Here is a 13,443-nt window from a genome sequence, read left to right on the forward strand (position 1 = left end):
CTCGGCATGCTGATCGCCGGGCCCTTCGCCGGCCGGCTGCTCGGCGATATGGGCGCCGAGGTCATCAAGATCGAAGCACCGGGGGCGCCGGACCCGCTGCGCACCTGGGGGCAGGCCCAACTCGACGGGCACCACTTCTTCTGGACAGTGCACGCCCGCAACAAAAAAGCCGTCACACTCGACCTGCGCAAGGACCGCGGCCGAGAACTCTTTCTCGACCTGGTCGAAAAGTCCGACATCGTGGTGGAGAACTTCCGGCCCGGCACCCTGGAAAGGTGGAATCTAGGTTACGACGTACTGTGCCAACGTAATCCGGGCGTCATCTTGGTGCGGGTCTCCGGCTACGGTCAGACCGGCCCGGACGCCCACAAACCCGGCTACGCCTCGGTGGCCGAGGCGGCCAGCGGGCTGCGTCACCTTAACGGATTTCCCGGCGGGCCGCCGCCGCGGCTGGCGCTCTCGCTGGGCGACAGCCTGGCCGGGATGTTCGCCGCCCAGGGAGCGCTGGCCGCGCTATACCGGCGCAACGTCACCGGCCGGGGCCAGGTCGTCGACGTGGCACTCACCGAATCCTGCTTGGCTGTCCAGGAATCCACCATCCCCGACTACGACGTCGGCGGCGTGGTGCGCGGCCCGTCGGGCACCCGGCTGGAGGGCATCGCACCGTCAAACATCTACCGCGCCGCCGACGGAACCTGGGTGGTGATCGCAGCAAACCAAGACAGCGTCTTCACCCGACTGTGTCAGGCGATGGGCTGCGCCGAGTTGGCCACCGACGACCGGTTCGCCACCCACGGCGCCCGCGGCCGCAACCAAGACGAACTCGACAAGATCATCGGCGACTGGGCCATACAACGGCATCCCCAGGAGATCATCGAAACACTTTCTGCGGCAGGGGTGATCGCGGGCCCGATCAATACGGTCGCGGAGGTGGTCGAGGACCCTCAGCTGCTGGCGCGCGGCATGATCGCCGAACACTACGACGAACGCGTCGACCGCACCGTCCTCGGCCCCGGGATCGTGCCGGTGCTCTCCGAATCCCCGGGCACGATCCGCAACGCCGGCCCGGCATGGCCGGGGCAGCACAACGACGACATCTACGTCGGGCTGCTGGGCAAGACCGCCGCGGAGCTGGAATCCCTGCGCACCGAGGGAGTGCTATGACCCCGCATGTCACGATTCGGGAAGTCGCGTTGCGCGATGGACTGCAGATCGAGGCGCCGATCCCGTTGTCAGACAAGCTGAAACTGCTTGCCGCGATAGCCGCCACCGGGGTGCGCGAGGTGGAGGCATGCGCGTTCGTGTCTGCGTCGAAGGTGCCGTCAATGGCCGACGCGGCCGAGCTGGCGGCCGAGCTGCACCGCTTCCCCGGCATCGAGTTCTCCGCCTTGGTGGCCAGCCCCAACGGCGCCAAGCGCGCGATGGCGGCCGGACTGGGGGCCATCGAATACGTAGTGGCGGCCTCGGATGCGTTCAGCCACGCCAACGTCGGGCGCAGCAGCGCCGAGGCCACCACACTAATCAGCGACATCGTCACGATTGCCCATGACGCGGGCGCCACCGCCGAAGTCATCATCGCCACCGCCTGGGACTGCCCGTTCGACGGGCCCACCCCGCCGCGCCGCGTGCTCGACATCGCCGCCGCTGCCTGCGAGGGCGGTGTCGACCGGCTATCGATCGCCGACACCATCGGCACCACCACGCCGGGCCGGGTCGTCTCACTGATCGCGGCATTACGCCCGTTGATCGGGACCACCGCTTTGGGCGCGCATTTCCACAACACTCGTGGCGCCGGCCTGGCCAGCGCGTACGCGGCGGTCACCGCCGGCGTGTCCCGGCTGGACTCCTCGGTCGGCGGCCTGGGAGGCTGCCCGTTCGCGCCAGGCGCCACCGGCAATATTGCCACCGAAGATCTGGTCTACCTGCTCACCGACAGCGGCATCGATGTCGACGTCGACCTGGACGCGGCCATTGGCGCTGCGAACGTTGCCAGATCGGCTGTCGGCCACGACCTTCCCGGCGCGCTGCTGCACGCCGGGGACCGGAAACGAACCTAATGCCCACCGACGGGCTGAGCTTCATTCGAGAACTTCACCGCAGTGCTTGTGGGTCGATTTGGCTTGGGCCGTGACATGACGACGACGAAGCCATCGCCACGCTATCAACCATCTGAAAGTAGACGCTCTACGGTATTTGAGGAGGTCAGAAGTGGATTTCACACTGCCCGAACACCTTCCAAGGCTGCTAGCCGAGATGGACGCTTTCATCGAGGCTGAGATCGCGCCGCTCCAGGCCGAACACATGCAGTATTTCGACCACCGTCGGGAATTCGCCCGCACCGACCTGGATAATGGCGGCATTCCACGTCGGGCGTGGGAGGATCTGCTCGACGAAATGCGTCGGCGCGCCGACAAGGCGGGGTGGCTGCGCTACGGATTGCCGTCATCGCTGGGCGGGCGCGACGGCACCAACCTTGATATGGCCGTCATCCGTGAACACTTGGCGCACAAAGGGATCGGGCTGCACAACGACCTCCAGAACGAGTCGTCGATTGTCGGCAACTTCCCGCAGGTGATCATGATAGAGCGGTTCGGCACCGACGAGCAGCGCCGCGAATGGTCCGAGGCTCTGATCACCGGGAAACGCTCGATGGCGTTCGGGCTCACTGAGCCGCAGCATGGATCGGACGCGACCTGGCTGGAAACCCGCGCCAAGCGAGACGGCGACGACTGGGTCATCAACGGCGCCAAGCGGTGGAACACCGGCGTGCACCGCGCCACGCATGACCTGATCTTCGCTCGCACCTCCGGTGAGCCGGGACAGGCCACAGGCATCACGGCGTTCCTGGTGCCGACCGATGCGCCGGGCTTCACGGTGCCGTTCTACTGGTGGACTTTCAACATGCCCACCGACCACGGCGAAGTCGAACTGCGGGACGTGCGGGTGCCCGCCGACGCGGTGCTCGGCGAAGTCGACCGCGGCTTGGACGTTGCGCAGACGTTCTTGCACGAAAACCGGATTCGGCAAGCGGCCAGCAGCCTCGGCGCAGCGCAGTACTGCATTGACCGCGCCGCCGAGTACGCCGGCAAGCGAACAGTGTTCGGCAAACCGCTGTCGCTCAACCAGGCCGTGCAATGGCCGCTGGCCGAACTGCAGACCGAAGCCCAGATGGTGCGGCTGCTGGTGTACTACGCCGCTTGGCATTTAGATCACAACCACCATCTGGAGGTCTCCGACAAGGTTTCGATGGCCAACTACCGCGCCAACCGGTTGGTGTGCGACGCCGCAGACCGGGCCATGCAGGTCTTCGGTGGCCTCGGCTACAGTCGCCATGAGCCGTTCGAGCATATCTACCGCCACCATCGCCGCTACCGGATCACAGAGGGCTCCGAGGAAATCCAGATCCGCCGGGTTGCCCAGCGGCTGTTCCAATTCGACAAGGTGCGTACGTGACCACCGTCGACCAGTTGCAGGCCAGCCTGCCGGCAGTCTTGCGTCCGGTGCTGGGCGCGGACGTGGCGATCGAGAATCTGCGCGTGCTGACCGGCGGTGCCAGCCGAAGCACCTGGGCATTCGACGCCGTCACACCTAGTGGCCGTCGCTCGCTGATCCTGCGCACCGGAGCACCTGACGACATGCACGCCGGTATGGAACGCGAAGCCCGGGTGCAGGCCGCCGCCGAGGCGGCCGGGGCTCCTGTCCCACACATTCTTGTTGCCACGGATTCTGTTGCGCCGCTTGGCAATCCGTTTCTGATCTGCGACGAGATCAAAGGTGAAACGATTGTGCGGCGCATCGACCGCCAACTCGAGCGTGCCGGAGGGGCCGCTGTCCGGGCCCGGCTGCTGCGGCAATGCGCCCAGGCGCTGGCCGCCATCCACCGTGCCGACCCGAGCGGTGTGGAGCTCGACACGCAAGACCAACTTGCCGAGTGGCGGGCGCGGCTAGACGCCATGGGCGATACCACGGCAACCTTCGAATGGGCGTTTCGCTGGCTGGGCGCGCGCCGGCCACCGCCGTCGGCTGCTCGTCTGGTGCACGGCGACTTCCGGATGGGAAACCTCATCGTCGACGGCAGCGAACTTGCGGCCGTTCTGGATTGGGAGCTGGTGCATATCGGCGAGGTGTATGAGGATCTGGCCTGGTTTTGCGTTCGCGCCTGGCGGTTCGGCGCACCGGCCAGCCGTGGCGCGGGAGGCCTGGGCAGCGTCGAAAGCTTCCTATCGGCCTATGAGGAAGCTAGCGGCACTATGGTCGACCGAAAGTGGTTCAACTGGTGGCTAATATTGGCCACACTGCGCTGGGGCATCATTTGCCGATACCAGGCGCATCGGCACCTCAGCGGACAAGTCCGCTCGGTGGAGTTGGCAACGATCGGCCGCAGGGTCTGCGAGACCGAGTGGGATCTACTCGAGCTGCTGGACCCGGGCAACGCTGTCCGAGACATAGCGACGACTGGATCCGGACAAGCCGACCGCCACCGCACCGCTCTTTATGGCCGTCCCACCGCTCCCGAACTAGTCGCCGCGGTGGCCGAGTTTTTGGAAACCGATGTCCGCCAAGCGACCAGCGGGCGGGTCAACTTCCACGCGAGGGTCGCTGCGAACGCGCTGCGGATGGTCGAACGCGAACTACTCGCGGCCGAGGACCGCGCCGCGCGCACGGCGCTAGCTCGCCTGGGCTTCACCGACGAGGCCGAACTGGCCGCCGCGATCCGCGGCGGTGATCTTGATCAGAGGGCCGCGGATGTGACGTCGTGTCTGCGCACCCTGGTCAAGCATCGGTTAGCCGTCGTTCATCCTGGGTATGAGGAGTCAGACGACAACGGGTAGGTGTGAACGGGAAATTTTGAAATCAGTTGCGACGCAACGTGTTGGCTCGGTAAAACTCGACGAAGTCGCCATAGCCGCACGTTTCCGCCAGAGCAAGCTCGCCTTCGCGATCGGCCGCCTCGAGATCTTCCATCCACTGCCGCAGAAGGAATGCACCAGTTTCACGTGCTGCCGGTGAGGCGTGCGGCACACCACGCAACCGACTGAGGCGACGGATGTATTGCTCAGCCAGGGTCAGCCGGTGGACGCCGGTTACCAGATCGATTGCCTCACCGGCCCATAGCCGCACCATGCGCCGATAGGCGCAGATTTCTTCCGCCGGCAATCCGGCGGTACGGAGAACAAACCGAGCTTTGCCGAGCTCAGCCAACAGCTCGGCGCGCCGGGTCTTGAGATTCTCACGCGACATCAACAAATCAGCTCCGATGCGGCCATCGGTCACCGGAGCAGGCGGTCGGCTTGGCAACGGCGGATGTATCGCATGGCCGACGTCGACTCGCGCCCAATCGCCGAAACTCTCTGCCCATAAACCAAATTCGCCAATGGCAACGTTAAGCTCGGCCCGGTGACGGTCGAGGTGCGCGGCGAATTTGTTCCGTCCCTTGGCGGCCATCAATTGCGACGCCTGGACAGCGGCCTGGGTGAACGCGCCGTGGGCCGCAACCAGTGCACTGATCTGGTCGCGGCCCCGCTGCTTGCTGTCGATGTCGGTCACTGGTGCGTGTGCTGGTCCTTCACGGTTGTCGCTTCCTGCGGCGCCGCCTCGGCGGTGGCCCCGCACGAATCGAGATCGAACTCCTGAATGTGGCTCAGCACATTATCGACGAGGGTATCCATCCCGGCACGGGCTTCAACATCAGTGAGTCGCCCAACAGTCGTGTGCGTGGCCACCCTCGGGGGCTGGAACAGCTGACAGCAGTCCTGATCCGGCAATACGGAGATCTCGGCAGTGCCGATCTGCCGCGCTTCATCGATGATTTCCAGCTTGTCGAAGGCAAGCAGTGGCCGCAGCACCGGCAAGCTGGCGGCTTCCTCGGCAACCGCGAGATTGGCCAGGGTCTGGCTGGACACCTGGCCCAGGCTGTCACCGGTGACCAGGGCCTGCGCGCCGACTCGGCGGGCGAGCACATCGGCCACGCGCAGATACAGTCGACGCTGAGCCACGATCTGCGCCTCACCGGCACCGCTGGTCGCCAGCGTGCGCTGGGCGCTTCCCACCGCGGCTACGTATAGCCGTGAGCCTGGCTGGAAACGGCTCAGCTGACGTGCCAGCGCATACGCCTTGTACGTCGAGCTGGGGTCGGTGAACGGTGCGCCGGTACAGTGCAGGAAATCGCAGCGCAATCCCCGCCGCATCGCCCGGTAGGCTGCGACCGGAGAGTCGAATCCGCCGGAAAGCAGAACCAACGCATGGCCGCTGGATCCCACCGGCAGGCCACCTCGGCCGCGATATCGCTCCACACCGAGGAAGATTTCACGCCAGTCAACTTCTACCCAGAGCTCCACGTCGGGGTGCTTCAAGTCGACCCGCCATCCCAGCTCGCCGCACACCCGCGCTCCGATGCGAGCCGCGAGTTGCTCGGAGGTCAACCCAAACCGCCTGTCGCGTCTCCTGCAGCGCACTGCAAATGTCGGCGTTCGCCCCCCGTCGTGGCGCTCGCGCAGCAGCTGCACGGCGGCGACCTCCGCCGCCGCGGCCGATTTCGCGACCCGCCACACCGGCTGGACGACGCTAAGACCGATGACGTCACGAGCCCGTGCAACGATTTCCGCCTGCGACAACGGGGGCGCCGACACCGCCAAAACCCCACTGCGCCGCCGCAATTGCACCTTCGGAGGCGTCTCGTTTCCACGGGCCATGGCATGCCGCAGGTTACGCACGAGATGCCGCGCGAATAGCTGCTGATTGCGGCGCTTGAGCGCCAGCTCTCCGTACTTCAGCAGCACGCATGGCTCGATGCGCAGACGGCTCGGCGGCGAAGTTCGGCTGGCCGTAACCGACTCAGAAGAAGCGGACGTCATCCCTCCACCCTGCCCGCAACCGGGGCGATCGACACAATAGGCAGGTGTGCTCTGGGTGAACTACCAGGCTACCCCGTCGGGTACCCTCGCTGCCGCTCCGGCACCGCGCCGCGCGCTATCACGGACGCTGGACCGCGGCCAGCTGCCACGAGCCGAACCAGGCTGAGCCGCCGACTCATGCCTCTGAGCAGGCACTCCGCAAGCTGTGGCACATCCAAAGGCATTTGCACTGTACATTATTGAGCGTTCCAGCCTCAGGTTGCCGAAGCCACTGCGAGCAAGTCGCGCCGCAATACATGGCGGTTCATACCGACAAGCCGACTTGGCATCCCACCCCCGACAGCGAGGCTTGCCGTGGCAGGCGGTTGGGAGAGCACGGTGACGTCGTGCTGACAGGACGAGCACCGCCACACATTTTCGGCACCTGGGGTGCACGCGATCAACGGCTGAGCATTGCACACTTCTCGTTTGCTGCAACCGATAGCAACGGGGGTGAGTCAATGGCCATCGACTACGACGCGCTCCGGCCGTCCGACATCGTCGACGACGATGAGGACTCGCTGCAGGAACTCGCGGCGCGGCGCTCCCCCGCGCCGTCTCTCGAGGTCGATGTGGACGAGTCAGAAGCTGCCGAATCCTTCGAACTGCCCGGTGCCGACCTGTCCGATGAGGAGTTGTCGGTGCGGGTCATCCCCATGCAACGTGACGAATTCACCTGCTCGAGTTGTTTTCTGGTCCAGCACCGCAGCCGCTTGGCCAGCCACCGGGACGGGGTGATGATTTGCCGCGACTGCGCCGGCTAGCCGGGCGCCGAAACCGCCATGGGCCGTGACAGCACCCGGTGATGGCACTCTACCCGGTCTGCGAGCTGCAAGGAATATACTCAAGGGCTGCTCGACGAGATGGCAGCGAGGGGCCGTGTGCCCGAAAATTGTTGATTTACTGACTATTACGTGTGCGGATGACGGCATCAACCTGTCTCGCGCATTGAAGACCGTTATGCACCGCTGTCATCGACGGCCTGGTGCCTCCGGCGATGGCACTGGGATGTCGTCGGCCGCGCAAGACCGTTGGCAGGCATAGCACCGGTATGGCCGCGAGCGCGAGACGGTGGTTGAGAAGCATGAGCACCGGAAGTGATTGCACCGCAGGCCGTTTTACGAGCGCGGCGTGTCATATCCATCCAACCTCGACGGACTTGAGGACCCCAGCGCGTTCCGCGGCGGTCTGTACCAGAGCAGGGCCGGCGTGTCGACACAACCGCGCCCGGCTGGCCCAGAAGAAGTCATGATCGCTGGCTACCGCGATCCGAGTCATCGACGGCAATGATTACAGCGGGGCTTGCCAGGGCCCGCCGCGGGTAGGCCGTTGGTGTCCATCGCGGGGCGGCCCCTGCCACCACGCGGCCGCAAATCCGCTCCGGCGCCTGTCCTGGCAGCACGACAGCAGCACCCGAGCCGGGCAAGTACTTCGCTGAAAGCGAACAAGCCGTGCGGCAACGGATGCCTATAATCTTTCTCACCCTGCACAGTTGGTTAAGCACCTAGCCACGGCGGGGCGGCCGAAGCGGTAGCGGACGACCGATCCAGCACTGCTCGACCGAATCCAGGCGGGCCATCAAGCGTAGTGCTTCCGGCGGCTGCCCGGATCCGCGCCGACAGCGTCGAAGCGACTCGTCCACCAACTGGCGCCAGGGATCCGCCCCACGCACATTGAGGCCATCAACAACATTCGGGAATTGCGCGAAGTCGCCGACCGGTTACCCACCGCATCACCGAACGCTCGGCCCCTTTTCCAGCCAGCAAAAGGACATGAACACCGAAGCTCACTATCGAGTGGACACCGTCGAGACCGTCGACGTGTCCGATGGTCTGGCTGAGCTGGCTGCGATCAACTTTGATCAGCTCGATGGCGAAGAAATTTTGCAGAAGGCAAGCTCAGCCGTCGCCACGCTGACGCCATGCCGGGTGGAGGCGGCCTACCGATGTGTCGACGGCATGCTCACGGGCCCGCCGGGTGAATCGCACCGGCCCGACCTCGAAAGCCAGCTGGCCGAGTGCCATACCGACGGACCGGTCGCGCTGGCCGACGCCCGATGGGCGTGGGCGTATGCGCTGCGCGGCCAAGACAGCGTCCACGGCTACCTGGTTGTCAGCGCCAGCGAGCCGCCGACGCGCGCACATTGCCTGTTGCTGACCCTGCTCGCGCAAAAGACGGGCGCGGCGTTGGCCTGCGCCCAGGTCCGGGCTCGCGGCGCTGGTTTGGCACGCAAGCTCGACGAGACACAGGCGAGACTGCAGGACGCCCAGCGGCGGCTGCGTCAGCGCGCCACCATGCACGAGATGTTCGTCGGCGTTTTGGCCTCCGGTGCCGGTGAACACGGCATCGCGACAGCTCTGCACCAAGTGACCGGGCTTCCGGTGTCCGTGGAAGACCGGTTCGGCAACCTCCTGGCCTGGGCTGGCCCCAACCAGCCGCAGCCGTATCCCAAACCGGACCGGAATAGCCGCGAACGGCTGCTCAAAACGCTGGCGGTGCGCAGCAACGCGATGCGGATCAAAGAACGCGTGGCCATTCTCGTCCGCTCGCGCGCCGCGGTCCTGGGCGTCTTGTCGCTTATCGACCCGGAGCTGCGCGCGCAAAACGAACAGGTAGAGGCTCTCGAATACGCCAGCACCATTCTCGCTATGGAGCTGTTCCGGCGGCGAAGCCTCGCCGAGACGGAGCTTGCCCTGCGCCGCGAATTGCTCGAGGACCTCCTGACAGGTACCGACGTAGCGGGCGCTTACGCCCGCGCCGAGGCGCTCGGGCACGATCTGCATGGCCCCCACTATGTAGTGCTGGTGCACTACCCGAACGTCACCCACGCCGTGCTGGCTGCGGCGGTGTGCCGGGCAGGCACCGCGCTGCGCCTGCGCTATCTGCACGGCCGCCACGACGGCATGGTGGTGCTCCTGGTCGACGAGCGCCCAGATCCGCGGGCACTGCACGAGGCGATCAGCGCCCGCTTGGGTAGCACCGGCGCGGTAATCGGAATCGGTACCCAGTGCCAGAGCCCGGCCGATTTCCCCGAATCTCTAGCCAAAGCCCGTCGGGCGCTTAACATTCGATTGCACTCGGCGACGCCGCAAGGCGCATCGGCTTACGACGAGTTGGGGTTCTATCGGTTGGTGGACGCCGCTCAAAGCGGCGGCGCCGTCGAGGAATACGTTCGCGAATGGCTAGGCGCGCTGCTCGATTACGACGAAAGGAAGAATTCCGACTTCGTCGCGACGCTCAGTCATTATCTCGAGTGCGGCGGCAACTACGACGAAACGGCGGCCGCCTTGCACATTCACCGCAGTACGTTGCGCTACCGCCTGGCACGCATCGCTGAACTGACCGGCTATGACCTGCGCGACGTCGACACCCGCTTCAACCTTCACGCCGCCACCCGGGCTTGGCGGTTCCTGAAGCCGGTCAACCGAAGCGACGCGACGGCCTCAATGACCGCCAGTCCCGGCGGCACTACTCGAGCCCACTGAATGTTTAGACCCCCCAGGTCGATTCCGCACGTTATGGTTAGATCGGTGGGGGTGACGTCGGGCCCTTCGGTGCTGTGCACACTTGGCTTGCACCCACCGGGATGTCGAACTTCTGCGACCCCGGCCGCGGGAGGCTTGAATTGAATCGATGTCACGAATCTGGCGGACACCTGGACTCGCTCACGGTGCACATCCAACGATCGCCGGCGGGCATGAGCGTCGTCCAGGTCAACGGGGCGCTTGTCGCTGATGGAACGGCGGCGCTGCGACGTGCAGTCGCCGGCGAGTTCCTGCGGTCGCCGGGTTTTCTGGCGCTCGACCTGTCCGGGGTCAGCCAAATCGATGGCGACGGCATCGATGCGCTGACATCGGCCGCGGTGCAAGCCGGTGAGTCCGACATCGGGTTTTGTCTGGTCGGTGCCCATCAAGGCCCCATCGCCGCCGCGTTGGCCGAGGCCGACTTGTCGGAGCTCTTCGAAATCGTGCCGACTCTCGACGACATCTGACTTTCGTGGCTCACCTTCGGCTGCGACAACACCTGCGTTACCGGGCGTTACTGGGAGAGATGCCCTCAGCAAGCACGCGCACCGCCCGAATGAGGCCCCGCATCAAATCGCCGCTGGACTTGAACTCTGACGCGGCGGCCGCGACGGCCTCTGGCGCGGCCCTCTGGGCACCGCGACTGCGGACACCGGCACCGTAGACCACTTCGATCGCATGCCGGTTGGGGTCCACCGCCAGCAACACCGCCTTGTCGGGGACGGGCACCTTGGCCAACAGCTCGCGGGCCCGCGTGGCACTGTCCTCTCCGAGGTCGCCGATATAGACCGCGAGCCGGGCCTGGCACGCCCTGGTGCCGTAGGTCAGCTCGTCGTCGAGGCGGACCAGATCCGCAGCGCGGAACGGGTACCGCGGTGTTGCGTGCGCGGGCTCGGCCGCCTCTGAGATCCGGCCGCTGGCGGTGACCACGAAGCCGGGCGGAAGTTCGCGTCGCTCGACGGCCTGAGCGACGGTGGCCAGCTCACCGGTTGTCACGAGCGCTTTTCCTCCCCAGAGGTCGATCACATAATGCGGGGAATCGGCGGTGTCGCCGTCCAGCGAACAGCATCGCGCAATCCCTCACCCGCGCCACTCACATGCCAGCACGAATCGGGTCACCGATTTTCGGCCCCGTAGGCGCACGCGGTCAGCTAATCCGCTTGCCACACTCGGCAAACAAACCCGCAAATTACACAGGGGCGCCGAGGTGGATAGCTGGTCGCTGGGAACCGTCCAGTGGTTCAACTCCGAAAAGGGCTTCGGCTTCATCAAGGCCGACGACATCGCCCGTGTGGTGTTCGTCGATTACCGCTGCATCGACATGCCAGGGTTTAAAACGTTGGCCAGCGGGCAGCGGGTGGCTTACCGGTACCGGAGGACTCGAAGCGGTCCGGAAGCCATCTACGTGCGTCCCCTGGTCCCCACCGGCGCCGTGCAGGGTGTGACTGAACAGCGGTCGCCCAGCGATGCGGCATCGGCGGCGGACGCCTGCCAGTCGCGCGGGCATCAGCAGGTCGAGACGATGCAGTAGGAGGAGGGTTTTGGTAACGCTGCGGCGACTACGGATCGCCGTGGTCGCACCACCGTATTTTGATGTGCCGCCCCGCGCCTATGGCGGTGTCGAAGCGGTGATCGCCGACCTGGTGGATGCGTTGCTGGCACGTGGACACGACGTCACCCTGCTGGGTGCGGCGGCTAACACGGCCGCGAGGTTTATCCGCCTGTGGGACAAGCCCGTTCCACAGCTGCTTGGCCAGCCGCTGCCTGAGGTCGCCCACGCGGCCAGGGTCCGCGGCGCAATCGAGTCGCTCGCACGCACCGAAGGGTTGGAGATTGTCCATGAGCACACGCTTGCTGGGCCATTAAATGCGCGGACCTATCGCCAATATGGCGTATCCACGCTCCTGACCGTGCACGGCCCGGTAGACGAGCAGTTGAACTCCTACTACCGCGCCCTTGCCGACGACCTGGCGCTGGTAGCCATTAGCGATCGGCAACGAGCGCAGGCCCCGCAGCTGAACTGGGTGGGTCGGGTGCACAATGCGCTGCGCGTCGAGGATTGGCCTTTTGAAACCCGGAAGGACGACTACGTGTTGTTTATGGGGCGATTCAACCCCCAGAAGGCCCCGCATCTGGCGTTGCAGGCCGCGCATGAGGCCGACATCCCGCTGATCCTTGCCGGCAAGTGCACCGAGCCGGATGAAAAGGCGTACTTCAGCCAATACGTTCAGCCGCAGCTCACTGGCACGGACCTGATGTTCGGTCAAGCGGATGCGGTGGCTAAACGCCGACTGCTCGCCAAAGCACGCTGCCTGCTATTCCCCATTCAATGGGAAGAACCGTTCGGAATGGTGATGATCGAGGCGATGGCCTGCGGCACTCCGGTCGTGGCCCTCGATCGCGGCGCGGTCAGAGAAATTGTCGACGACGGTGTGACCGGTTTCGTATGCGCCGACCCCGCCGAGCTGGCGCCGGCAATCCGGCGGGTGACGGGCTTGGACCCCCAGGTGTGTCGCCGCCACGTCAAGGAGCGGTTCAGCGCCGAACAGATGGCGCTCGGCTACGAGCGGCTCTACCGGCAGGTCATCGACGCGCAGGTATTGCCGGCGGCCGTCGGCGCCAACGAGATTCGGCAGCCGATTGTCGTGCGGTCGCGGTAGCCGCAGCATGCACCTGCCGGCGCGAATCGAGGCACGGTATTTCGGCCTGGCCGGCGCACGCCGGCACCTGAGGCGGTCGCCACACTCAGCAAAGAAAGAACTACAACTGGAAACGTGCTACTGAAGCGGAGCCGACCATGGGCTTTCGTCTCACCCGATATCGATCATCAGTATCACCTGCGTCCTGGCGATCCAGCCTGGCGGACGCAGTCATTTGCCAAGCCGACGGCCTAGGCAAAGACCACCCCATGCATCGCCGGTCCAGCTTGCACCGGCTCGACCACCCTGTGGCGCACGGGCCCACCTTCGACAACCCCGGGTGACATCCGTCGGTACCTCGACATGCTTGAGAAGTTGCCACGCTGG

12 protein-coding genes are annotated in these 13,443 nt (G+C 65.5%); 9 read left to right on the forward strand and 3 right to left on the reverse strand.

Annotation, left to right across the window (positions count from 1 at the left end; genetic code table 11):
* Positions 1 to 6 precede the first annotated feature (6 nt).
* The 4 genes from MYXE_RS17120 to MYXE_RS17135 all read left to right on the forward strand — a co-directional run bounded on the left by MYXE_RS17120 (position 7) and on the right by MYXE_RS17135 (position 4,832).
* The gene (locus MYXE_RS17120) at positions 7 to 1,164 is read left to right on the forward strand and encodes a CaiB/BaiF CoA transferase family protein (RefSeq protein WP_232061846.1); all 1,158 of its coding nucleotides are present in this window, start codon (positions 7 to 9) and stop codon (positions 1,162 to 1,164) included.
* Positions 1,161 to 2,057 (forward strand): hydroxymethylglutaryl-CoA lyase, encoded by an 897-nt coding sequence (locus MYXE_RS17125; protein WP_085193321.1) that lies wholly within the window; start codon positions 1,161 to 1,163, stop codon positions 2,055 to 2,057. The genes MYXE_RS17120 and MYXE_RS17125 overlap by 4 nt, the downstream gene beginning before the upstream one ends.
* Positions 2,058 to 2,208: 151 nt before the next feature.
* Positions 2,209 to 3,453: an acyl-CoA dehydrogenase family protein gene (locus tag MYXE_RS17130; protein WP_085193323.1), complete on the forward strand. Its 1,245-nt coding sequence runs from the start codon at positions 2,209 to 2,211 to the stop codon at positions 3,451 to 3,453.
* Positions 3,450 to 4,832 carry a phosphotransferase family protein gene (locus MYXE_RS17135; RefSeq protein ID WP_085193325.1) on the forward strand — a complete coding sequence of 461 codons (1,383 nt, stop codon included), beginning with the start codon at positions 3,450 to 3,452 and terminating at the stop codon, positions 4,830 to 4,832. Before MYXE_RS17130 ends, MYXE_RS17135 begins: the two co-directional genes overlap by 4 nt.
* Positions 4,833 to 4,854: 22 nt before the next feature.
* Here MYXE_RS17135 and MYXE_RS17140 read toward each other — a convergent pair whose 3' ends face one another.
* Positions 4,855 to 5,547 carry a hypothetical protein gene (locus MYXE_RS17140; RefSeq protein WP_112650168.1) on the reverse strand — a complete coding sequence of 231 codons (693 nt, stop codon included), beginning with the start codon at positions 5,545 to 5,547 and terminating at the stop codon, positions 4,855 to 4,857.
* The gene (thiI, locus tag MYXE_RS17145; RefSeq protein ID WP_085193345.1) at positions 5,544 to 6,797 is read right to left on the reverse strand and encodes a tRNA uracil 4-sulfurtransferase ThiI; all 1,254 of its coding nucleotides are present in this window, start codon (positions 6,795 to 6,797) and stop codon (positions 5,544 to 5,546) included. Before thiI ends, MYXE_RS17140 begins: the two co-directional genes overlap by 4 nt.
* Positions 6,798 to 7,354: 557 nt before the next feature.
* Between thiI and MYXE_RS17150 the strand changes: the two genes are divergently transcribed.
* From MYXE_RS17150 to MYXE_RS17160, 3 genes are all read left to right on the forward strand, one after another.
* Positions 7,355 to 7,657: a DUF4193 domain-containing protein gene (locus MYXE_RS17150; protein ID WP_085193347.1), complete on the forward strand. Its 303-nt coding sequence runs from the start codon at positions 7,355 to 7,357 to the stop codon at positions 7,655 to 7,657.
* A 1,008-nt stretch (positions 7,658 to 8,665) separates the two neighbouring features.
* Positions 8,666 to 10,378 carry a PucR family transcriptional regulator gene (locus tag MYXE_RS17155; protein ID WP_085193327.1) on the forward strand — a complete coding sequence of 571 codons (1,713 nt, stop codon included), beginning with the start codon at positions 8,666 to 8,668 and terminating at the stop codon, positions 10,376 to 10,378.
* A gap of 212 nt (positions 10,379 to 10,590) precedes the next feature.
* Positions 10,591 to 10,884, forward strand: coding sequence for an STAS domain-containing protein (locus MYXE_RS17160; RefSeq protein WP_003920736.1), 294 nt, complete (start codon positions 10,591 to 10,593; stop codon positions 10,882 to 10,884).
* A 37-nt stretch (positions 10,885 to 10,921) separates the two neighbouring features.
* Here the strand turns inward: MYXE_RS17160 and MYXE_RS17165 are convergent, their stop codons facing one another.
* Entirely contained in the window at positions 10,922 to 11,413 is a 492-nt protein-coding gene (locus MYXE_RS17165) for a DUF5130 family protein (RefSeq protein WP_085193349.1), read from the reverse strand.
* A 211-nt stretch (positions 11,414 to 11,624) separates the two neighbouring features.
* Between MYXE_RS17165 and MYXE_RS25005 the strand changes: the two genes are divergently transcribed.
* Entirely contained in the window at positions 11,625 to 11,948 is a 324-nt protein-coding gene (locus tag MYXE_RS25005; protein ID WP_085193329.1) for a cold-shock protein, read from the forward strand.
* Between the two features lie 10 nt (positions 11,949 to 11,958).
* Positions 11,959 to 13,077, forward strand: a complete 1,119-nt coding sequence (locus MYXE_RS17175; protein WP_085193331.1) for a glycosyltransferase family 4 protein — start codon at positions 11,959 to 11,961, stop codon at positions 13,075 to 13,077.
* Positions 13,078 to 13,443: the final 366 nt, after the last annotated feature.

Source organism: Mycobacterium xenopi (genome assembly GCF_009936235.1).
GTDB classification, from domain to species: Bacteria; Actinomycetota; Actinomycetes; order Mycobacteriales; family Mycobacteriaceae; genus Mycobacterium; species Mycobacterium xenopi.

What these genes read in the sequence shown, in the direction of transcription:
- MYXE_RS17120 (WP_232061846.1), top strand. Translation starts at nt 7, where the DNA reads ATGCTGATCGCCGGGCCCTTCGCCGGCCGGCTGCTCGGCGATATGGGC.
- MYXE_RS17125 (WP_085193321.1), top strand. Translation starts at nt 1,161, where the DNA reads ATGACCCCGCATGTCACGATTCGGGAAGTCGCGTTGCGCGATGGACTG.
- MYXE_RS17150 (WP_085193347.1), top strand. Translation starts at nt 7,355, where the DNA reads ATGGCCATCGACTACGACGCGCTCCGGCCGTCCGACATCGTCGACGAC.
- MYXE_RS17155 (WP_085193327.1), top strand. Translation starts at nt 8,666, where the DNA reads ATGAACACCGAAGCTCACTATCGAGTGGACACCGTCGAGACCGTCGAC.
- MYXE_RS17160 (WP_003920736.1), top strand. Translation starts at nt 10,591, where the DNA reads ATGAGCGTCGTCCAGGTCAACGGGGCGCTTGTCGCTGATGGAACGGCG.